The organism is Burkholderia sp. Nafp2/4-1b (assembly GCF_003635165.1).
Taxonomy (GTDB): Bacteria; Pseudomonadota; Gammaproteobacteria; order Burkholderiales; family Burkholderiaceae; genus Burkholderia.
Genome location: NZ_ML058624.1, coordinates 189,080 through 210,085, shown reverse-complemented (window position 1 = coordinate 210,085; position 21,006 = coordinate 189,080). Strand labels below are relative to the sequence as shown.

Here is a 21,006-nt window from a genome sequence, read left to right as displayed (position 1 = left end):
CAGTCGTGACTGATTATAATCGGCCACCCTGAGCCGCCGCATTGTATCGGTGGCGAACGATCCGAGGTCACACATGAATAACAAACGCTCCCTGGGGCGCCGCCTGCGGCTGGCGCCGTTCGCGCTCGCGGCCATGCTGGCCGTGGCCGGATGCGGAAAGGGCGAAAAAGACAAGGCGCCGGAGGCCATCCAGAACGCGACGGTCGTGACGGTGCGCCCGACGGCCGTGCCGATGACCGTCGAATTGCCGGGCCGGCTCGACGCGTATCGCCAGGCGGAGGTGCGCGCGCGGGTCGCGGGCATCGTCACCGCGCGGACTTACGAGGAAGGGCAGGAGGTGAAGCAGGGCGCGGTGCTGTTCCGCATCGACCCCGCACCGCTGAAGGCCGCGCGCGACGCCGCCCAGGGTGCGCTCGCGAAGGCGCAGGCGGCAGCGCTCGCGGCGGGCGACAAGCGCCGCCGTTACGACGACCTGGTGCGCGACCGCGCGGTCAGCGAGCGCGATCACACCGAGGCCGTCGCCGACGACACGCAGGCGAAGGCCGACGTCGCGTCCGCGAAGGCCGAACTCGCCCGCGCGCAACTGCAGCTCGACTATGCGACCGTCACCGCGCCGATTGCGGGCCGCGCGCGACGCGCGCTCGTCACCGAGGGCGCGCTGGTCGGCCAGGACCAGGCGACGCCGCTCACGACGGTCGAGCAGCTCGATCCGATCTACGTGAACTTCTCGCAGCCGGCGGCCGACGTCGACGCGCTGCGCCGCGCGGTGAAGAGCGGGCGCGCGACGGGCATCGCGCAGCACGACGTCACGGTGACGCTGCTGCGCGCCGACGGCACCGCGTATCCGCTGAAGGGCAAGCTGCTGTTCAGCGATCTCGCGGTCGATCCGACCACCGATACCGTCGCGATGCGCGCGCTGTTCCCGAATCCCGAGCGCGAGCTGTTGCCCGGCGCGTACGTGCGGATCGCGCTCGACGCGGCCGTCGACCAGCGCGCGATCCTCGTGCCGCGCGATGCGCTGCTGCGCACCGCCGACCGCACGTCGGTGCGGGTAGTCGGCACGAACGGCAAGGTGAAGGACGTCGAGGTCGTCGCCGACCAGATCAGCGGCCGCAACTGGCGCATCACGCGCGGCCTCGCAGGCGGCGAGCGCGTGATCGTCGACAACGCCGCGCAGTTCGCACCCGATACCGCCGTCAAGCCCGTCGAGCAGGCATCGCCGACCAAGGCCGCCTCGCAGCCGGCCGCCCGTCAAACCTGACCGGTTCACGAGACCAACATGGCACGCTTCTTCATCGATCGCCCCGTTTTCGCGTGGGTGATCGCACTCTTCATCATGCTCGGCGGCGCGTTCTCGATTCGCGCGCTGCCGGTTGCCCAGTACCCGGACATCGCGCCGCCCGTCATCAGCATCTATGCGACGTATCCGGGCGCGTCCGCGCAGGTCGTCGAGGAATCGGTGACCGCGCTGATCGAGCGCGAAATGAACGGCGCGCCGGGCCTGCTGTACACATCCGCGACGAGCAGCGCCGGGATGGCGTCGCTGTACCTGACGTTCAAGCAGGGCGTGAACGCCGATCTCGCGGCCGTCGAAGTGCAGAACCGGCTGAAGACGGTCGACGCGCGATTGCCCGAACCGGTGCGGCGCGACGGCATCCAGGTCGAGAAGGCCGCCGACAACATCCAGCTGGTCGTGTCGCTGACGTCGGACGACGGCCGGATGACCGCCGTGCAGCTCGGCGAATATGCATCGGCGAACGTCGTGCAGGCGCTGCGCCGCGTCGACGGCGTCGGCAAGGTGCAGTTCTGGGGCGCCGAATATGCGATGCGGATCTGGCCGGACCCGGTGAAGCTGGCCGGGCACGGCCTCACCGCGTCCGACATCGCGTCGGCCGTGCGTGCGCACAACGCGCGCGTGACGGTCGGCGACATCGGCCGCAGCGCCGTGCCGGACAGCGCGCCGATCGCGGCGACGGTGTTCGCCGATGCGCCGCTGAAGACGCCGGCCGATTTCGGCGCGATCGCGCTGCGCACGCAGCCGGACGGTTCCGCGCTCACGCTGCGCGACGTCGCGCGGGTCGAGTTCGGCGGCAACGACTACAACTATCCGTCGTACGTGAACGGCAAGGTCGCGACCGGGATGGGCATCAAGCTCGCGCCGGGCTCGAACGCGGTATCCACCGAGAAGCGCGTGCGCGCGACGATGGACGAGCTGTCCGCGTATTTCCCGCCGGGCGTGAAATACCAGATTCCGTACGAGACGTCGTCGTTCGTGCGCGTGTCGATGAACAAGGTCGTCACGACGCTGATCGAGGCCGGCGTGCTGGTGTTCCTCGTGATGTTCCTGTTCATGCAGAACCTGCGCGCGACGCTGATTCCGACGCTCGTCGTGCCGGTCGCGCTCGCGGGCACGTTCGGCGTGATGTATGCGGCCGGCTTCTCGATCAACGTGCTGACGATGTTCGGGATGGTGCTCGCGATCGGCATCCTGGTCGACGATGCGATTGTCGTCGTCGAGAACGTCGAACGGCTGATGGTCGAGGAGCGGCTCGGGCCCTACGATGCGACGGTCAAGGCAATGCGGCAGATCAGCGGCGCGATCGTCGGGATCACCGTGGTGCTCACGTCGGTGTTTCTGCCGATGGCGTTCTTCGGCGGCGCGGTGGGCAACATCTACCGGCAGTTCGCGCTGGCGCTCGCGGTGTCGATCGGCTTCTCGGCGTTTCTCGCGCTGTCGCTCACGCCTGCGCTGTGCGCGACGCTGCTCAAGCCGGTGTCCGGCGACCATCACGAGAAGCGCGGCTTCTTCGGCTGGTTCAACCGCTTCGTCGCGCGCTCGACGCAGCGCTATGCGACGCGCGTCGGCACGATGCTGAAGAAGCCGCTGCGCTGGCTCGTCGTGTACGGCGCGCTGACCGCGGCCGCCGCGCTGATGCTCACGCAGCTGCCGACCGCGTTCCTGCCCGACGAGGACCAGGGCAACTTCATGGTGATGGTGATCCGCCCGCAGGGTACGCCGCTCGCGGAAACGATGCAGAGCGTGCGCGAGGTCGAATCGACGATCCGCCGCGACGAACCGACCGCCTATACGTATGCGCTCGGCGGCTTCAACCTGTACGGAGAAGGGCCGAACGGCGGGATGATCTTCGTCACGCTGAAGAACTGGAAGGAACGCAAGGCCGCGCGGGATCAGGTGCAGGCGATCGTCGCGCGCATCAACGAGCGCTTCGCGGGCACGGCGAACACCACGGTGTTCGCGATGAACTCGCCGGCGCTGCCCGATCTGGGTTCGACGAGCGGCTTCGATTTCCGGCTGCAAAACCGCAGCGGGCTCGACTACGCGGCGTTCAGCGCCGCGCGCGAGCAACTGCTCGCGGCGGGCGGCAAGGATCCGGCGCTCACCGACCTGATGTTCGCGGGCACGCAGGACGCGCCGCAGCTGAAGCTCGACATCGATCGCGCGAAGGCATCGGCGCTCGGCGTGTCGATGGACGAGATCAACACGACACTCGCGGTGATGTTCGGCTCCGACTATGTCGGCGACTTCATGCACGGCACGCAGGTGCGGCGCGTGATGGTGCAGGCCGACGGGCTGCACCGGCTCGATCCGGACGACGTGAAGAAGCTGCGCGTGCGCAACGCGCGCGGCGAGATGGTGCCGCTCGCGGCGTTCGCGACGCTGCACTGGACGCTCGGGCCGCCGCAGCTCACGCGCTACAACGGCTATCCGTCGTTCACGATCAACGGCTCGGCCGCGCCGGGGCACAGCAGCGGCGAAGCGATGGCCGCGATCGAGCGCGTCGCCGCGAAGCTGCCGGCCGGCATCGGTCATGCGTGGTCGGGCCAGTCGTTCGAGGAGCGGCTGTCGGGCGCGCAGGCGCCGATGCTGTTCGCGCTGTCGGTGCTCGTGGTGTTCCTCGCGCTCGCGGCGCTGTACGAAAGCTGGTCGATTCCGTTCGCGGTGATGCTGGTCGTGCCGCTCGGCGTGATCGGTGCGGTGCTCGGCGTCACGCTGCGGGCGATGCCGAACGACATCTATTTCAAGGTGGGGCTGATCGCGACGATCGGGTTGTCCGCGAAGAACGCGATCCTGATCGTCGAAGTCGCGAAGGACCTGGTCGCGCAGCGCATGTCGCTCGTCGACGCGGCGCTCGAGGCCGCACGGTTGCGGCTGCGGCCGATCGTGATGACGTCGCTCGCGTTCGGCGTCGGCGTGCTGCCGCTCGCGTTCGCGTCGGGCGCCGCTTCCGGCGCGCAGATGGCGATCGGCACCGGCGTGCTCGGCGGCGTGATCACGGCGACGGTGCTCGCGGTGTTCCTCGTCCCGCTGTTTTTCGTGATCGTCGGCCGCCTGTTCGACGTCGGCCCGCGCCGGCGCGGCGGCGCGCAGCCGGCAACGATGGAGGGATCGCAATGATGTTTGCGTTGAATGCACGCGCCGCGCTGAGGAATCGGCTCGCGCTGGCCGCGGCGCTGGGCTTCGCGTTCGCCGGCTGCTCGCTCGCGCCGCGGTACGAGCGGCCGGCGGCACCGGTGCCGGCCGGTTATGCGCCGGTCGATGGCGCCGCCGAACCGGGCGTTGAACCGGCTACGGTTGCGACTGCGACTGCGGTTGCGTCCGCCGATGCCGCGCGGCTCGACGACTGGCGCGCCTATTTCACCGATCCGGCGTTGCAGGGATGGATCGACGCCGCGCTCGCCAACAATCGCGACCTGCGGATCGCGGCCGGCCGCCTCGACGAAGCGCGCGCGCTGTACGGCGTGCAGCGTGCGGACCTGCTGCCGTCGGTCGACGCGAACCTCGGCTACGAACGCACGCGCCAGTACGATCCGGTCGTGCGCGAGAGCGCGGTGAGCGGGCTGTATCGTGCGGGCGTCGGCATCAGCGCATACGAACTGGACCTGTTCGGCCGCGTGCGCAGCTTGTCCGATGCGGCGCTCGCCGAGTATTTCGCGACGGCCGATGCGCAGCGCACGGTGCGCATCGGCGTGATCGCCGAGGTGGCCGGCGCGTACGTTTCCGAACGATCATTGCACGAGCAACTGGCGCTCGCGCAGCGCACGCTCGACGCGCGCGAGCGCATCGCGTCGCTCACGCAGCGCCGCTACGCGGCCGGCACGAGCGATGCGATCGAGCTGCGCTCGGCCGAGATGCTGGTGGCATCGGCGCGTGCGTCACAGGCCGCGCTGCAGCGTGAACATGCGCAGTCGGTGCGCGCGCTGCAATTGCTCGCCGGCGATTTCGCGCGTACCGTGCCGGCCGACGGCACCGCGCTCGACACGCTTTCGATCGCGCCGGTGGCGCCCGGTGCGCCGAGCGCGTTGCTCGAGCGGCGGCCGGACATCCGGCAGGCCGAATCGCGACTCAAGGCCGCGAATGCGCAGATTGGCGCGGCGCGCGCGGCGTTCTTCCCGCGCGTCGCGCTGACGACCGACTACGGCTCGGTCAGCGATGCGTTCTCGAGCCTGTTCGCGGCCGGCACGAGCGTGTGGACGTTCGCGCCGCGCATCACGCTGCCGCTCTTCGCGGGCGGCCGCAACCGCGCGAATCTCGACGTCGCGAACGCGCGCAAGCACATCGCCGTCGCCGAATACGAGAAGACCGTGCAGACCGCGTTCCGCGAAGTGGCCGACGCGTTCGCCGCGCGCGACTGGATCGATCGGCAGCTTGCCGCGCAGCAGGACGTCGACGCAGCGGACGGGGCGCGGCTGAAGCTCGCCGAGCGCCGCTATGCGGGCGGCGTCGCGACCTATCTCGAACTGCTCGACGCGCAGCGCAGCACGTACGAGTCCGGGCAGGAACTGATTCGGCTCAAGGCGTTGAAACTTGCAAATGCGATCGCGCTGTATCGCGCGCTCGGCGGCGGGTGGGCACCGGCCTCGGCGGACGAGGAGGCTGCGTGATGGCTTAGCCGGGCCAGGCGGCGGCGTGGCGATGACGCGTTGCGAGGCGTCGTCGCCACCGCGGTCGGCATGGATTCTGCCGGGCCACCGGCAGTGCTGGACGATGCGTGCATGTGCGCGTCGTCGCCCGCATGATTTTTCTCCCCGCTGTCGGGCCGAAGGGCAACCTTCACCTTCAACGCTTCGACTCGACACGCATCCCGGCGACCGATCGCGTCGCCGATGGCCTTGAGCCGGTCTGATTTCCTCCTTTTTCGATTCGATCCCGTGCGCCGGATCTTGTCCGGACGCATGGCTTTACGCGCGGCTTTTAAACCGGGATTGACGGTTCGATTAATTCACATATTGGAAATAATGAGCGGCGACATAGTGTCGCGGTGAAACGTTTGTGCGAATTGCGCAATCGTTTGCGCGAGAAATTCAACGTGCCAGGAATCGCTCGTTAATTTCCTCTCAGTTGAAAATCGTTGAATGTTTCCGTTGCGGTCGGACAACGATGGCGGGATTGAACAGAACTTTGTCTTTTTCGCCGGGTGATCTGGCAAAGCCATATCCAGAAAGGAGTAGCGGGGCGTTCGCGTTCACCGAAAGAAATTATCCTTAATTTTCAGTTGGTTCCGGAAGATAAAAAAGGACTGCGGAATAAAATGTCCGGATTGAAAATTTATGGGAAAGAGCGGGTTTGAGTTGGCATAAAAAGAGAATTGTCATTGCCGATTTAACAATGCTTTACAGAGTTCTTTCATCGCTATCTCGATAATGCGGCCTCGTGACGGACGGGAGCGAACCACACGCTGCCTTTTGTATCCGCCACGTCCGCTATTCCCTTTGCAATTTCACGGAAAACGTCATGAAAAAATCCCTCCTGACCGCTGTCGCACTCGCCGCCCTGTCCACCTCGGCCTTCGCGGAAGGCACCGGCACGATCAACTTCACGGGCGAGATCGTCGCGGGCGCATGCGGCATCGATTCGGGCTCGGTCAACCAGACCGTGAACCTCGGCAAGGTGCCGACGCACACGTTCAAGCAGGCTGGCGACAAGTCCACGCCGGCCAACTTCGACATCAGGCTGACCGACTGCGACACGAGCATCGCGCAGAACGCGTACTTCACGTTCACGGGCACGTCGAGCGCCGGCCAGCCGAAGCTGCTCGCGACGATCGGCTCGGCCACCAACGTCGGCATCCGCCTGCAGGCAGCGTCGGGCGAATACCTCGACAACGGCGCCGAACAGAAGGCACCGACCGTACTGCAGAACGGCACGAACGTCGCACGGTTCGCGGCCATGTACGAAGCGACGGCAGCCGGCGTGACGCCGGGTACCGCCGACGGCGTCGCGAACTTCACGGTCCGCTACCAGTAAGCGTCCGTTCCGGAGAAGGGGTGCGCGCACCCTCGCGCACCCTTTCTCCCGCCTCGTTTCCTTCCCGTTTCCTGTTCCCTGGATTTCCGGTAGCGCCGCGTGCGAATCAGACATTCCTTCCTTTGCGTCTCCGTGCTGGTCGTCGGCAGCCCGAGCCATGCGACGGAATTCAATGCGTCGTTCCTCGACATCGACGGCACGCGCAACGTCGACCTGGCGCAGTTCTCGCAGCCCGACTTCACGCTGCCGGGCGAGTACATGCTCGACGTGCAGGTCAATGACCTGTTCTACGGGCTGCAGGCGATCCAGTTCATCGCGCTCGACGCATCCGGCGCGGGCAAGCCGTGCCTGCCGCCGGAACTCGTCGCGCAGTTCGGGCTGAAGCCGTCGCTGGCGAAGGACCTGCCGCGCTTCCAGGGCGGACGTTGCGTCGATCTCGGCGCGATCGAGGGCGCGACCGTGCGTTACCTGAAGAGCGACGGACGGCTCAAGATCACGATTCCGCAGGCCGCGCTCGAATTCACCGATTCGACTTATCTGCCGCCGGAGCGCTGGTCCGACGGGATTCCGGGCGCGCTGCTCGACTATCGCGTGATCGCGAACACGAACCGTAATTTCGGGGCGGGCGGCGCACAGACGAATTCGATCCAGGCCTACGGCACGATCGGCGCGAACTGGGACGCATGGCGCTTTCGCGGCGACTACCAGGCGCAATCGAACGTGGGCAACACGGCGTACGCCGACCGCACGTTCCGCTTCAGCCGGCTCTACGCGTTTCGCGCGTTGCCGTCGATCCAGTCGACGGTGACGTTCGGCGACGACTACCTGAGCTCGGACATCTTCGACACGTTCGCGCTGACGGGTGCGTCGATCCGCAGCGACGACCGCATGTTGCCGCCTTCACTGCGCGGCTACGCGCCGCTGATCTCGGGCGTCGCGCGCACCAACGCGACCGTGACCGTATCGCAGGCGGGCCGCGTGCTGTACGTGACGCGCGTGTCGCCGGGCGCGTTCGCACTGCAGAACATCAACACGAGCGTGCAGGGCACGCTCGACGTCGCGGTCGAGGAAGAGGACGGCAGCGTGCAGCGCTTCCAGGTGACGACGGCCGCCGTGCCGTTCCTCGCGCGCACCGGACAGCTGCGCTACAAGGCCGCCGTCGGCAAGCCGCGGCAGTTCGGCGGCGCCGGCATCACGCCGTTCTTCGGCTTCGGCGAAGCCGCGTACGGTCTGCCGTTCGACATCACCGTTTACGGCGGCTTCATCGCCGCGTCGGGCTATACGTCGATCGCACTGGGCGTCGGCCGCGATTTCGGCACGTTCGGCGCGGTATCGGCCGACGTCACGCATGCGCGCGCGACGCTGTGGTGGAACGGCACGACGCGCAACGGCAATTCGTATCGCATCAACTATTCGAAGCACTTCGACGGACTCGACGCGGACGTGCGCTTTTTCGGCTATCGCTTCTCCGAGCGCGAGTACACCAACTTCGCGCAGTTCTCGGGCGACCCGACCGCGTATGGTCTCGCCAACAGCAAGCAGCGCTACTCGGCGACGATGTCGAAGCGCTTCGGCGACACGTCGACCTATTTCTCGTACGACGAGACGACTTACTGGGCCCGCGCGTCGGAGCAACGGGTCGGCTTGACGCTCACGCGCGCATTCTCGATCGGCGCGCTGCGCAACCTGAACGTCAGCGTGTCGGCCTTCCGCACGCAGAGCGCGGGCGCGAGCGGCAACCAGTTCTCGGTGACCGCGACGCTGCCGATCGGCGGCCGTCACACCGTCACGTCGAACCTGACGACGGGCAGCGGCAGCACGAGCGTGAACGCGGGCTACATCTACGACGATCCGGCCGGCCGCACCTACCAGGTCAATGCGGGCGCGACCGACGGCCGCGCGTCGGCGAACGCGAGCTTCCGCCAGCGCACGTCGACGTACCAGCTCACCGCGCAGGCATCGACGCTTGCCAACGCATATGCGGCCGCGTCGCTCGAAGTCGACGGCTCGTTCGTCGCGACGCAGTACGGGGTCTCCGCGCACGCGAACGGCAACGCAGGCGATACGCGCCTGCTGGTGTCGACCGACGGCGTGCGCGACGTGCCGCTGTCCGGCACGCTCACGCACACCGACTCGCGCGGCTATGCGGTGCTCGACGGGATCTCGCCGTACAACGTGTACGACGCGACCGTCAACGTCGAGAAGCTGCCGCTCGAAGTGCAGGTATCGAACCCGATCCAGCGCATGGTGTTGACCGACGGCGCGATCGGCTTCGCGAAATTCGCCGTCGCGCGCGGCAGCAACCTGTACCTGACGCTGACCGATGCGGCCGGCAAGCCGCTGCCGTTCGGCGCATCGGTGCAGGACGCGGCGAACGGCAAGGAGCTCGGCATCGTCGGGGAGGGCGGTGCGGCGTTCCTGACCCAGGTGCAGCCGAAATCCGCGCTCGCGGTGCGGGCTGGCGAACGCACGCTGTGCACGGTGGACGCACTGCCGAACCAGCTTCAACTCGAAGGCACGCCGATTCCGGTGACGTGCCAGACGCGCGGCGAGTCGCATGCAGCGGCCGCCCGCGTCGAACGATGACTCTCACGGATCCAGCGATGAACCTTGCCTTCTCCCTTTCCTTTTTGCGCCGCACGTCGTGCCTGCTGGCTGCGGCAGGCGCGTTGCTTGCCGGCGCCGGCGCCGGCGCCGCGCACGCGGCGATCGTGCCGGACCGCACGCGCGTGATCTTCAACGAAGGCGAACAGGCCGCGATCGTCACGATCACCAACAAGAGCACGACGTATCCGTACCTCGTGCAGTCGTGGCTCGAGGATACGCACGGCAACAAGATCACGTCGCCGCTGATGGTCGTGCCGCCGCTGCAGCGCGTCGAGGCGGGCGAGCGCAACGTGCTGCGGATCGCGAAGCTGCCCGGTGCGGCGCTGCCGGCCGATCGCGAATCGGTGTTCTACCTGAACATCCGCGAAGTGCCGCCGAAGACGGATACGCCGAACACGCTGCAGATCGCGCTGCATACGCAGATGAAGCTGTTCTACCGGCCGAAGGGCGTGCAGCCCGCGCGCGACGAAGACTGGACGCTGCCGATGACGCTGCGTGTCGATGCGGCCTCGCACAAGCTCGTGTTCGACAACCCGACGCCGTACCACGTGACGGTGGTCGACGTGGCGGCAGGCGCGCAGAAGACGCCGGTGCCGATCGAGCCGGTGATGGTGGACCCGATGAGCACGGCCGACGTGCCGTTCAAGGCCGCGGCGCCGGCGACGCTGTTCGTCACGCATATCGACGATTACGGCGGCCAGGTGGCGGTCGAGTACGCGTGCGACGCGGGTGTGTGCAAGAGCGTGAAGAAATGAGCGCAGCCATGCACGAACGGCATTCGCCGGCCGCGACCGCGGCCGCGTGGCTGCGATGGCTCATTCTGGCGTTGCTGATCGCGGCGGCGCAACCCGCGTGGGCGCTGCGCTGCCTGACGAACGGCGGCGCGACCTCGCTGACGGAACCGATCGGCGGCGTGGCGTCGTATCCGACCGATGCACCGGACGGATACGTGATCTGGGTGTCGCCGGTTCGCACGACGTCCGGATATTGCTACAAGGACCTCGGTGACGCCGGGAGCCTGAAAGTCGTCGACAACATCTATTTCTACGCGAATCCGAACCGCACGAACCCGGCCGCGTGGGGGCTCGAGATCGGCATCCGCTACCGGGGTATCGATTACTTCGACAAGACGAGCAATCGCGGCGGCGGCGTGTTCACCGGGTATGCGGTGCCGCCGTGCAGCAAGTACGACTTCGATCGCGGGCGCTGTCAGCAGACCCGCATCAGCATCGACTACCAGGTCGTCGTGCGCAAGAAGGGCAACTGGGTCCAGCCGCCGAGCGATATCTATACCGTCTTCCAGTTCGACGGCGAGTTCGGGCTGAATGCGTACAGCCCGAGCTTCCAGTACCGGTTGAGCGGGCTGCGCAACCTGAAGCCGACGCCATGCTTCGTCGACGTGCTCGTGACGCCCGAACCCGGCATCGTGAACTTCGGCCAGGTGCAGGCGGTGGGCAACGGCTTCATGCCGGCGGTGCCGCGCAAGCGGTTCTCGTTGTCGTTGACGAAGAAATGCAACGTCGCGGTGCGGGTCGACGGCTATTTCGAAACGAGCTTTCCGGTCCAGAACGGCTTGCTGGTGCCCGCGAAGGACAGCAATTTCGGGATCGGCATCGAGGACAGCCAGGGCAGGGCGATTCCGTTCAATCAGCAGTTCACGCTCGCGCAGTTTCCGTCCAACGTGATGAATCAGAGCGTGTTGATGGATGCGGTGCTGAAGTCGTTCGGTCCGCCCAAGATCGGGCGTTTCGATGCGACCGCAACAGTCCGGCTCTTCATCTACTGACGTGCGGGCATGCGCACCATGAAGAAAACGCCGGCGTGCCGGCGTTTTCTTCAAACCCGCTGCGCGAGGCTCAGCGCACCCAGTGGCACACCGTGTGATGGTGATGATGCTCGAAGTGACACACGCGGTGCGGGTGCGCTTCGGCGATGGCCGGTACGAGCACGGTGGCGGCAACCCTTACCGCCCGTCAAAACGCCGCCTCCAGATTGTTCAGACAAATCCTGATAACCGAAAGGGGTATTCGGTAATCGAATTGAGAATGATTAGCGTTTACGTTAAATTGCGCTATCTCGGAATTCGACGGAGCAGATCGATGGCAATGGCGCAAGTGCTCGAACGGCCGGCAGCGGCAATGGCAAACCCGTTCCTCGGCAGCTACTCGGACCTGCCGTCGCGCCCTGCGCCGCGCGCGCGCCGCGCCGCGGAGCCACGCGCGCAGGGCGCCTTGCTCGACGTGCTGATCGCCCATCGCGCGATGCTCGTCAACGTCGCGCGCGGCTTCGTCGGCTGCGCGAGCCGGGCCGAGGACGTCGTGCACGACGTGTTCGTGAAGCTCGTCGAATTCCCGAACCAGGACGCGGTGCGCCAGCCGGTCGCGTACGTGACGCGGATGGTGCGCAACGCATCGATCGATGCGTGCCGCCGGCAAAGCCTCGAGAACGTCTATCACACGGAAGAGGACGACGGCTTCGACGTGCCGTCGCCGGAGCCCACGCCCGAAGCCGCGCTGATGACGCGCGACACGCTGCGTCGCGTGTGCGCCGCGCTCGACGACTTGCCGGCGCGCAGCCGCGCGGCGTTCGAGATGGTGCGGCTGCGCGAGGAGACGCTGCAGACCGCGGCGCGCGCGCTGAACGTGTCGCAAACGCTCGTGCATTTCATGGTGCGCGACGCGGAGCGGCACTGCGCGGAATGTCTCGATGCGTGCCAGCGCGGCGTCGCGTGCCCGGTGTTTCTCGGCGGTCGTGCGCGGCGGCGGTAAAAAAACGCATCGGCCAATCGTCTTCAACACAGGAGCGGCCGATCCGACTTTTCGCCGCTTCGCCTCCATCAACCGCCTCCCGCCTTATTTCGATCATGACGCAAGCCACGACGCCTTCCGCCGACACCGACGACCTCGTCTATACGGTCGTCATCAACGATGAAGAGCAGTATTCGATCTGGCCGACGTTTCGGCCCGTGCCGGCCGGCTGGCGCGAGGTCGGCGTGCGCGGCGCGAAAGCCGACTGCCTCGCGCACATCGAGACCGTCTGGACCGACATGCGCCCCGCGAGCCTGCGCCGCGCGATGGACGGCGACCGCGCGACGCGCGCGTCGTGACCTGCTGCGCCGCGGGTGCGGCGCGCCACCTGAAGAGGACGTTGCATGACCCTGCTTTCGTTGCCGACGCTCGACGACCTGCGTATCGAGCCGGGGCTGCCCACCGTCGTGTCGCCGCGCAGCGCCGACGGCCTGTCGCTCGACGAGATCGCGCCGCTCGCGCACGCGATCGCGGCCGACACGCTCGAACGGGCGGGCGGTGTGCTGTTCACAGGTTTTCACGTGCCGTCGATCGACGCGTTCCAGCAGTTCGCGGCGTCGTTCGGCGATCCGCTGATCGGCTATGAATACGCGTCGACACCGCGCAGCCAGGTCGAAGGCGCCGTCTACACGTCGACCGAATACCCGCCGCACCGCGCGATTCCGCTGCACAACGAGCAGTCGTACACGCGCGAATGGCCGCTGCGGATCTGGTTCCATTGCGCACTCGCCGCACCGAAGGGCGGGGCGACGCCGATCGCGGACAGCCGCGCCGTCTATCGTGCGCTCGATCCCGCGCTCATCGCGCGCTTCGAGCAGCGCGAACTGCTGTACGTGCGCAATTTCGGCCAGGGGCTCGACCTGCCGTGGCAGCAGTCGTTCGGCACCGACGCGCCGGCCGAAGTCGAACGGATGTGCGCGGCGCGCGGGATCGAATGCGCGTGGCGCACCGATGACGACGGCGAGCTGCTGCTGCGCACGCGCGAACGCTGTCAGGCCGTCGCGCGCCATCCGCGCACGGGTGACCGTGTGTGGTTCAACCAGGCGAACCTGTTTCATCTGTCCGCGCTCGACGACGACATGCACGAAGCACTCGTCGACGCGGTCGGCCTCGAAAACGTGCCGCGCAACGTGTACTACGGCGACGGCGCGCCGCTCGAGGCCGACGCGCTCGCGGAGATCCGCGGCGTGCTCGATCGCCAGCGCATCGTGTTCCCGTGGCAGACGGGCGACGTGCTGATGCTCGACAACATGCTGACCGCGCATGCGCGCGACCCGTTCGAAGGGCCGCGCAAAGTGGTGGTCGCGATGGCGCAGAGTTACACGGTCCCGCGCGCGGCCGAACGGAGGACCGATGACGCGTAGTCCCGCCGCGCTGGCGGCGCGCGGGTTGACAGTGGGTTATCGCGACCATGTCGTGATCGACGGGCTCGACCTGTCGATCGCGGCCGGCCGCGTGACGGCGCTGTGCGGCCCGAACGGCTGTGGCAAAAGCACGCTGCTGCGCACGCTCGCGGGTCTGCAGCCCGCGCGTGCGGGCCACATCGACGTGAACGGCAAGCCGCTCGCGTCGTTTCGCCGTCGCGCGCTCGCGCGCGAGCTCACGATGCTCGCGCAGTTCAACCAGATTCCGTCGGGGCTGACGGTGCGCGAACTGGTCGCGTACGGGCGCTACGCGTACGGCGGCTTCCTGCGCGGGCTGTCGCGCGCCGATCATGCGGCGATCGACGAGGCGCTCGACACGAGCGGCCTCGCCGGCGACGCCGAGCGTGACGTCGGCGCGCTGTCCGGTGGCGAACGGCAGCGCGCGTGGATCGCGATGGCGCTCGCCCAGCAGGCGCCGATCGTGCTGCTCGACGAGCCGACGACCTATCTCGACATCCATCACCAGCTCGACATCCTCGACGCGCTGCGCGCATTGAACCGCGCGCGCGGGCTGACGATCGTCTGGGTGCTGCACGACCTGAACCAGGCGGCCGCGTACAGCGACGATATCGTGCTGATGCGTGCCGGCCGCCTCGTCGCGCAGGGCTCGCCCGACGCGATGCTGGAGCCGGCGCAGCTGCGCGCGGCGTTCGGCGTCGACATGCTGAAGCTCGCGCATCCGCAGACGGGCGCGCCGATGTGCGTGCCGGCCTACGGGCCGGTCTATGGGCCGGCGACCACCGGCACGCCGCATGCGCTCGATCGCGTCGTTGACCGGGACATCGCCGTATGACGACGTTCGCGATGCGCAAGCGGCTCGCGGCGAGCGGGCGGGGTGCCGTACCGGGTCGGCGCGCCGGCGCGCTCGCGCTTGGCTTCGTCGCGCTGATCGCGGTGCTGGCGGTGCTGCGCGTCGCACCGGACCTGCGCGTGTGGTGGCACGCCGCGCCGGGCAGCGACGCGGCGGCACTCGCCGGCGTGTTCCTGTTCGATCTCAATCTCCCGCGGGTCGCGGCCGCGCTGGTCGCGGGCGGCTGCCTCGGGATCGCAGGCGCGCTGTTCCAGTCGCTCACACGCAACCCGCTCGCGTCGCCCGACCTGCTCGGCGTGACGGGCGGCGCCCAGCTCGGCCTGCTCGCGGCGATGCTGGTGCCGGCGCTCGCCGGTGTCGCGTCGGTGCCGCTGCTGTTCGTCTGCGGGCTGATCGCCGCCGCGGTCGCGATCGTCGCGGCCGGCGGCTGGCGCGCGACGCCGCTGCGGCTCGTGCTCGCGGGCAGCGTCTGCATGCTGTTGTTCGCGGCGCTGTCGACGCTCGTGCTCGCGTTCTTCGAGCAGAACATCGCGGGCGCCGCGCTGTGGACCAACGGCAGTCTCTATCAACCGGGCGCGACCGGACTGGCGCTGGCCGCGCGCTGGCTCGTCGTGCCGCTGCTCGCGCTGCCGTTCGTGATCCGGCCGCTGAATCCGCTCGCGCTCGGCGACGACGCGGCGGCTGCCGCCGGCGTGCGCGTCGACGCGACGCGGCTCGCCGCGACGATCGTCGCAGTGGCGTTCACGAGCGTGGCCGTCAGCATCGCGGGCCCGCTGTCGTATGTCGGGCTCGTCGCGCCGAACCTGCTGCGCCAGCTGCGCGGCGCGCGCGCGGCGCGGCTCGGCGTGCTGGTGCCGCTGTCGGCGCTCGCGGGCGGCGCGCTGGTGCTCGTCACCGACAGCGCGGTGCTCGCATCGGGCCTCGACGCGACGCTGTCGACCGGCGTCGCGATCGCGCTCGTCGGTACGCCGCTGATGCTCGCGATGATCCGGCGCGGCGCCGCTTGGTCGGGCGTGCTGCATGCGGAAGCCGAACGCTCGGCCGGTGGCGACGCGACGCGCATCGTCGGCTGGCTCGAACGGCTCGGCTGGCCGCTACGTACCGCGCTGTTCGTCGTGATGGGCGCGCTCGCGGTGTTCGTCGGCGTGTCGGCTGGCCCCGAATGGCTGTCGCCCGCGCGCTGGTCCGCCGCGCTGTCGGGTCATGATCCCGTTGCGCACATGCTGATCGATCTGCGCATGCCGCGCCTGCTGTGCGCGCTGCTCGCCGGCGCGCTGCTGGCCGTGAGCGGCGTCGCGATGCAAAGCGTCGTGCGCAATCCGCTGGCGGGCCCCGAAGTGCTCGGCGTCACGCAAGGCGCGGGGCTCGTCACGCTGTTTGCATTGTCGACGTGGCCGCTGATGGGCCACGTGACGCTCGCGGCCGCCGCGTTGATCGGCGGCGGCCTGTCGCTCGCGATCACGCTCGCGCAGAATCATCGGCATCGGTACGCACCGCTCGCGGTCGCGCTGACCGGCATCGTGATCGGCGCGCTGTGGACCACGCTCGCGCAGTGGCTGATCACGCAGGAAAGCGTGCAGCCCGCACGCTTCGTCGTGTGGCTCGTCGGCGGCACCTATGGTCGCAGCTGGGGCGAGGTGTCGATGCTGCTGCCCTGGTGCGTGCTGGCGGTGCCCGTCTTCGCATGGCTGGCACGACCGCTCGACATGCTCGCGCTCGGCGACGACCAGGCAGCCGCACTCGGCTTGCCGGTCGCCGCGCTGCGGCCGCTCGCGCTGACGATCGCGACGCTTGCCGCGTGCGCGGCCGTCGCGGCGGTCGGCCCGGTCGGCTTCATCGGGCTGATGGCGCCGCACGTCGCGACGATGCTCGGCGCGCGCCGGCATCGCACGCGGTTGTGGCTCGCGGCCGCTTGCGGCGCGCTGATCCTCGGATGTGCCGACCTGGCTGCCCGCACGGTCGTCGCGCCGCGCGAAGTGCCGGCCGGCGTGCTGACCGCGCTGATCGGCGCACCGTACCTGCTCGGGCTGCTGATCCTCGAGGGGCGCCGCGCCCGGCGCGCGGCGCGATGAGGCCCCTGCTCGCGCTCGACGGCGCACGCGCCACGCGCTTTTCCGCGTGCGCGCCCGAACCGTTTGCCGAGCATCTCGACGTCGTGTGGCTCGGGATGCCCGATGGGATACCCGACGAAATGTCCGACGGCGTGCACGCGCCGGGCCGCATCGTCGTGCCGGTCAGCGCGCTGCCCGATCATCGCGCGGCGATGCTCGACGCGATGGTCCGTCATTACGGCGGCGATCCGGCGCAGCATGCGCGTGCGCTGATGTCGCAATGGAGCAAGTACTACTTCGGCCGCGCGGCGCCCGCCGGCGTGGTCGCCGCGCTGACGCTCGGCCGCCCGCTCGACATGGCGCCGGAGCGCACGTTCGTCGCGCTCGACGACGGGATGCCGGCCGCGCTGTATTTCGCGCCGGATGCGCTCGGCGCGCCGTGCGACTCGCCTGCGCAGCGCTATGCAGGGCTTGTCGCGCATCTCGGCGCGGTGATCGACCTGCTCGCGGCGATGGGCGGCGTCACGCCGCGCGTGCTGTGGAGCAACGCAGGCAATCTGCTCGACTATCTGCTCGACACGTATCGCACGCTGCCGTGCGCGGCCGATCCGGTGCGCGATGCGGACTGGCTGTTCGGCGCGTCGTGCGTGCATGGCGAACCGAATCCGCTGCGCATGCCGGTTCGCGATGCCGTGCCGCGCTCGCCGCTCTTGCCGACGCCGTTTCGTGCGCGGCGCGTGTGCTGCCTGCGCTACGAAATTCCTGGAGAAACGCAACTGTGTGGAAGCTGCCCCCTGCTGTTGACGATGGACGACAAGGCGCTGGCCGAGCAGGACGCGATCCGATGACGCCGGTAACGCCGGTCGCTGCGGCCGCGCATGCCGGCCGTCGCCATGCGCTCCGCGTACTGGCCGCGCTCGTCACGCCGGCCGTTGCAAGCGCCGACGATGCGCGCGCCGGGCAGCGCGGCACGGCTTCGCAACCGGGCCGCTCGCTGGCCGGCAACCCCGTTGTTTCGCAGGCGAGCACGACGATGCCGGTGCGGCCGCAGCGCGTGGTCGCACTCGACTTCATGTTCGCGGAAAGCTTGATCGCGCTCGACATCGTGCCGGTCGGCATGGCCGATACCGCGTTCTATCCGGGCTGGCTCGGCTACGCGAGCGACCGGCTCGCGCACGTGACCGACATCGGCTCGCGGCAGGAGCCGGGGCTCGAGGCGATCGCGGCGGTGAAGCCCGATCTGATCATCGGCGTCGGCTTCCGGCATGCGCCGATCTTTGCCGCGCTCGACCGGATCGCGCCGACGATCCTGTTCCAGTTCAGCCCGAACGTATCGGAAGACGGCGTTCCCGTCACGCAGCTCGACTGGATGCGACAGATTTTCCGCACGATCGGCAGCGTGACCGGACGCGACGCGCGCGCGCAAGCGGTCGACGCGCAACTCGACGCGGGTATCGCGCGCAATGCGGCACGGCTGAACGCGGCCGGGCGCAGCGGCGAGCGCATCGCGCTGCTGCAGGATCTCGGGCTGCCCGATCGTTACTGGGCCTATACGGGCAACAGCACATCGGCGGGCCTCGCGCGTGCGCTCGGGCTCGATCCGTGGCCGAAGAAGCCGACGCGGGAAGGCACGGTTTACGTGACGTCCGCCGACTTGCTCCGGCAACGCGACCTCGCCGTGCTGTTCGTCACCGCGACGGGAATGGACGTGCCGCTGTCGTCGAAACTCGATTCGCCGGTGTGGCGGTTCGTGCCCGCGCTGCGCGAGCACAGGATCGCGCTCATCGAGCGGAACATCTGGGGATTCGGCGGGCCGATGTCGGCGCTGAAGCTGGCCGACGTGATGACCGATACGATGCTGAAGCTGCCGGCCGCGCGCTGAACGAGGGGCGGGTTGTCAGCGGGGGAGGCAGCGTGGTCGGGAAATGCGTTGTCTTGCCTTGCGTGTGCAGTGCGAATGCTCGTTTCGCGTGATCCCGACGGTGTTGCATATGCTTTCGACCGCTTCAAAGCACACCGAACGATATGTCGCTCCGGTCTTGCCGAATATTCCGATTCTTCCAATCCTCTGAACCGAACGCCGGCCGCCTGCGCATCGCAATCGCTGCGCGCAGGCGGCCGGCGTTCATTCGTGTTTACGCGCTCAGCGCGTCGGCACCGTCCCGCGCGCGCGACCGCGCGGGCATCGTGTCGCTGACGATCTGTCCGTTGTCGAGTTTCAGCAGCCGATCGGCGAGATCGAAATAGCGGTCGTCGTGCGTGATCACGATCACGGCCTTGCCGCGGGCGCGCAACTCCGGCAGCAGCTGCTCGTAGAACACGGCCTTGAACGACGGATCCTGGTCGGCCGCCCATTCGTCGAACAGGTAGAACGGCCGGTCCTCCAGATAGGCGACGACGAGCGCGAGCCGCTTGCGCTGGCCAGTCGACAGCGCACGATTCGAGAACGCGCCGTCGACGACCTTCACCTTGTGATCAAGCGCGAGCTTCGCGATCAGCGCATTCGCGCGCGCATCGGCCTGGGCCCGCGCCGGATCGTCCGGATCGACGATGCCGAGCAGCGCATCGAACAGGTGGAAGTCGTTGAACACCGCGCTGAAGCGCTGCCGGTACGCGGCGCGCTCGCGCCAGCCGATCGTGCGGCCGTCGACCTCGATGGTGCCTTCCTCCGGCTCGTAGAGCCCCGTCAGCACCTTCGCGAGCGTCGTCTTGCCGCTGCCGTTGCCGCCGACGATGAACACGAGCTCGCCCGGCCGGATCGTCAGGTCGACCGGCCCGATCCGGAACATCCGTTCGTCGCGCTCGTGGAAATACGCGTGCGTGACGCCGCGCAGCGTGACGGCGCCGGCCGGCGGCACGTCGGGCGCGTCGCTCGCGGGCGGCACCGTGCGCAGCGCGCCGAATTCGGCCATCACGCCTTCGATCCGGCCGAGCGACACGCGCGCCGCATTGACGGTCGGCAGGTTGTTCAGCAAGCCGTCGAGCGGCACCAGCATGAACAGGAACACGACGACGTAGCCGGCCGCCGTGCCCGCATCGGCATGCACGCCGAGCTGCGGCCAGAACGCGGCCGCGCCGAGGAACACGTAGAACAGGAAGATGATCCAGCCGACCCCGACCGCATACGCGCTGAACGCGCGGCGCCGATGGTCGCGCACTTCGCCGATTGCGGCGCCCAGCTGGCCGTCGACGAACTGGCGGGCGCGCGCATCGTGCAGCTTCAGTTCCTTCGCGCCGGAGAACAGCGCGCCGAGATAGCCGAACAGGCGGTCCTGCGCGTGGCCGGCCGCCTCGAGCGACGCGATCGCGCGGCGGTCGCCGGTGTGATAGCCGAGCGAGCCCGCGATGATCGCGGTCAGCGCAAGCGCGCACACGGGCCACGATAGCCACGCGAGGTAGCCGAGGCAGCCGAACACGATCGAACCGTGCATCACGAGGTTCGGCAGCGCGAAGAACAGCATCGACACGTTGGTCGCGTCGTCGGTCAGCACCGACTGCACGGGCGCCGCGCCGATCCGCTCGATGTCGCGCAGCTCGGCCGCGCCGACGCGCCGCGCGAGATGCACGCGCAGCCGCGCCATCGTGTCCTGCGACAGCCGCGCGAACAGCGTGCCGGACACGATCCGCGTGACGAGCGCGATCACCGCGCACAGCGCGAAGCGCCACGCGAGCGCTGCATCGGCCGCGCCGGGTGTGGCGAGCGCGCGGTTCAGCGTCGCGACGAGCAGCACGCTCGCGACACCGTTGAGCACGCACGCGACGAGCGCGAGCGTGAGCGACGCGCGGCTTTCGCGCAGCAGCGCGAGGATCAGGCGGGCCGCGGGGCGGCCGGGGGAGGCGTCGAGGGACGGCGGGGAAGAAGGCTCGTGGGCGGCTGTCATCGGCAACGTCGGTAAATGAAGGGCAGGCAGTCCATGTGGAAACGGCAAAACTGACGCGAAAGCGGCGCGGGCCGGGCCCGGCTGCGGCTTTCCTCCCTGATAGACGAACGGGCCGCGCAAATATTTAGCGCTGCGTGCAAAAAAAACGGCTTCGTTCG

At 68.5% G+C, this 21,006-nt stretch carries 15 protein-coding genes and 1 pseudogene; 14 read left to right on the top strand and 2 right to left on the bottom strand.

The annotated features are described in order from the left end of the window. The first annotated feature begins 73 nt into the window (after positions 1-73). The 7 genes from C7H84_RS30820 (at position 74) to C7H84_RS30790 (ending at position 11,660) form a co-directional block, all read left to right on the top strand. Positions 74-1,261: a MexX/AxyX family multidrug efflux RND transporter periplasmic adaptor subunit gene (locus C7H84_RS30820; protein ID WP_121862339.1), complete on the top strand. Its 1,188-nt coding sequence runs from the start codon at positions 74-76 to the stop codon at positions 1,259-1,261. Positions 1,262-1,279: 18 nt separating this feature from the next. Next, on the top strand, positions 1,280-4,417 hold the full coding sequence (locus C7H84_RS30815; protein ID WP_121862338.1) for a multidrug efflux RND transporter permease subunit: 3,138 nt from the start codon (positions 1,280-1,282) through the stop codon (positions 4,415-4,417). Beyond that, complete coding sequence (locus C7H84_RS30810) at positions 4,417-5,904, top strand: efflux transporter outer membrane subunit (RefSeq protein ID WP_121862414.1); 1,488 nt, start codon at positions 4,417-4,419, stop codon at positions 5,902-5,904. Before C7H84_RS30815 ends, C7H84_RS30810 begins: the two co-directional genes overlap by 1 nt. Positions 5,905-6,754: 850 nt before the next feature. Next, a complete protein-coding gene (locus C7H84_RS30805) occupies positions 6,755-7,267 on the top strand; it encodes a fimbrial protein (RefSeq protein WP_121862337.1) in 513 nt (170 codons plus the stop codon). A 132-nt stretch (positions 7,268-7,399) separates the two neighbouring features. Continuing rightward, positions 7,400-9,853 (top strand): fimbria/pilus outer membrane usher protein, encoded by a 2,454-nt coding sequence (locus C7H84_RS30800; RefSeq protein WP_121862336.1) that lies wholly within the window; start codon positions 7,400-7,402, stop codon positions 9,851-9,853. 17 nt (positions 9,854-9,870) lie between these two features. Beyond that, the gene (locus C7H84_RS30795; protein ID WP_121862335.1) at positions 9,871-10,629 is read left to right on the top strand and encodes a molecular chaperone; all 759 of its coding nucleotides are present in this window, start codon (positions 9,871-9,873) and stop codon (positions 10,627-10,629) included. An 8-nt stretch (positions 10,630-10,637) separates the two neighbouring features. After that, positions 10,638-11,660 (top strand): fimbrial protein, encoded by a 1,023-nt coding sequence (locus C7H84_RS30790; protein WP_240462145.1) that lies wholly within the window; start codon positions 10,638-10,640, stop codon positions 11,658-11,660. A gap of 70 nt (positions 11,661-11,730) precedes the next feature. On the opposite strand, the pseudogene C7H84_RS37310 reads toward C7H84_RS30790, so the two are convergent. After that, positions 11,731-11,835, bottom strand: a pseudogene (locus tag C7H84_RS37310) (HHHH-motif protein); the annotation flags it as partial. Positions 11,836-11,973: 138 nt separating this feature from the next. Here C7H84_RS37310 and C7H84_RS30785 point away from each other — a divergent pair. From C7H84_RS30785 to C7H84_RS30755, 7 genes are all read left to right on the top strand, one after another. Further along, complete coding sequence (locus C7H84_RS30785) at positions 11,974-12,642, top strand: RNA polymerase factor sigma-70 (protein ID WP_121862333.1); 669 nt, start codon at positions 11,974-11,976, stop codon at positions 12,640-12,642. A 95-nt stretch (positions 12,643-12,737) separates the two neighbouring features. Then, on the top strand, positions 12,738-12,980 hold the full coding sequence (locus C7H84_RS30780; protein WP_121862332.1) for an MbtH family NRPS accessory protein: 243 nt from the start codon (positions 12,738-12,740) through the stop codon (positions 12,978-12,980). A 45-nt stretch (positions 12,981-13,025) separates the two neighbouring features. After that, a complete protein-coding gene (locus tag C7H84_RS30775) occupies positions 13,026-14,045 on the top strand; it encodes a TauD/TfdA family dioxygenase (RefSeq protein WP_121862331.1) in 1,020 nt (339 codons plus the stop codon). Next, entirely contained in the window at positions 14,035-14,898 is an 864-nt protein-coding gene (locus C7H84_RS30770) for an ABC transporter ATP-binding protein (RefSeq protein WP_121862330.1), read from the top strand. The genes C7H84_RS30775 and C7H84_RS30770 overlap by 11 nt, the downstream gene beginning before the upstream one ends. Next, positions 14,895-16,988, top strand: a complete 2,094-nt coding sequence (fhuB, locus tag C7H84_RS30765) for a Fe(3+)-hydroxamate ABC transporter permease FhuB (protein ID WP_121862329.1) — start codon at positions 14,895-14,897, stop codon at positions 16,986-16,988. Before C7H84_RS30770 ends, fhuB begins: the two co-directional genes overlap by 4 nt. After that, positions 16,985-17,815: a siderophore-iron reductase FhuF gene (gene fhuF, locus C7H84_RS30760; RefSeq protein ID WP_121862328.1), complete on the top strand. Its 831-nt coding sequence runs from the start codon at positions 16,985-16,987 to the stop codon at positions 17,813-17,815. The genes fhuB and fhuF overlap by 4 nt, the downstream gene beginning before the upstream one ends. Continuing rightward, a complete protein-coding gene (locus tag C7H84_RS30755; protein ID WP_121862327.1) occupies positions 17,812-18,849 on the top strand; it encodes an iron-siderophore ABC transporter substrate-binding protein in 1,038 nt (345 codons plus the stop codon). The genes fhuF and C7H84_RS30755 overlap by 4 nt, the downstream gene beginning before the upstream one ends. Positions 18,850-19,102: 253 nt before the next feature. On the opposite strand, the gene C7H84_RS30750 is transcribed toward C7H84_RS30755, so the two are convergent. Beyond that, positions 19,103-20,848, bottom strand: a complete 1,746-nt coding sequence (locus tag C7H84_RS30750; RefSeq protein WP_121862413.1) for a cyclic peptide export ABC transporter — start codon at positions 20,846-20,848, stop codon at positions 19,103-19,105. Positions 20,849-21,006: the final 158 nt, after the last annotated feature.

What these genes read in the sequence shown, in the direction of transcription:
- C7H84_RS30820 (WP_121862339.1), top strand. Translation starts at nt 74, where the DNA reads ATGAATAACAAACGCTCCCTGGGGCGCCGCCTGCGGCTGGCGCCGTTC.
- C7H84_RS30815 (WP_121862338.1), top strand. Translation starts at nt 1,280, where the DNA reads ATGGCACGCTTCTTCATCGATCGCCCCGTTTTCGCGTGGGTGATCGCA.
- C7H84_RS30810 (WP_121862414.1), top strand. Translation starts at nt 4,417, where the DNA reads ATGTTTGCGTTGAATGCACGCGCCGCGCTGAGGAATCGGCTCGCGCTG.
- C7H84_RS30805 (WP_121862337.1), top strand. Translation starts at nt 6,755, where the DNA reads ATGAAAAAATCCCTCCTGACCGCTGTCGCACTCGCCGCCCTGTCCACC.
- C7H84_RS30795 (WP_121862335.1), top strand. Translation starts at nt 9,871, where the DNA reads ATGAACCTTGCCTTCTCCCTTTCCTTTTTGCGCCGCACGTCGTGCCTG.
- C7H84_RS30790 (WP_240462145.1), top strand. Translation starts at nt 10,638, where the DNA reads ATGCACGAACGGCATTCGCCGGCCGCGACCGCGGCCGCGTGGCTGCGA.
- C7H84_RS30785 (WP_121862333.1), top strand. Translation starts at nt 11,974, where the DNA reads ATGGCAATGGCGCAAGTGCTCGAACGGCCGGCAGCGGCAATGGCAAAC.
- C7H84_RS30780 (WP_121862332.1), top strand. Translation starts at nt 12,738, where the DNA reads ATGACGCAAGCCACGACGCCTTCCGCCGACACCGACGACCTCGTCTAT.
- C7H84_RS30775 (WP_121862331.1), top strand. Translation starts at nt 13,026, where the DNA reads ATGACCCTGCTTTCGTTGCCGACGCTCGACGACCTGCGTATCGAGCCG.
- C7H84_RS30770 (WP_121862330.1), top strand. Translation starts at nt 14,035, where the DNA reads ATGACGCGTAGTCCCGCCGCGCTGGCGGCGCGCGGGTTGACAGTGGGT.
- fhuB (WP_121862329.1), top strand. Translation starts at nt 14,895, where the DNA reads ATGACGACGTTCGCGATGCGCAAGCGGCTCGCGGCGAGCGGGCGGGGT.
- fhuF (WP_121862328.1), top strand. Translation starts at nt 16,985, where the DNA reads ATGAGGCCCCTGCTCGCGCTCGACGGCGCACGCGCCACGCGCTTTTCC.
- C7H84_RS30755 (WP_121862327.1), top strand. Translation starts at nt 17,812, where the DNA reads ATGACGCCGGTAACGCCGGTCGCTGCGGCCGCGCATGCCGGCCGTCGC.
- C7H84_RS30750 (WP_121862413.1), bottom strand. Translation starts at nt 20,848, where the DNA reads ATGACAGCCGCCCACGAGCCTTCTTCCCCGCCGTCCCTCGACGCCTCC.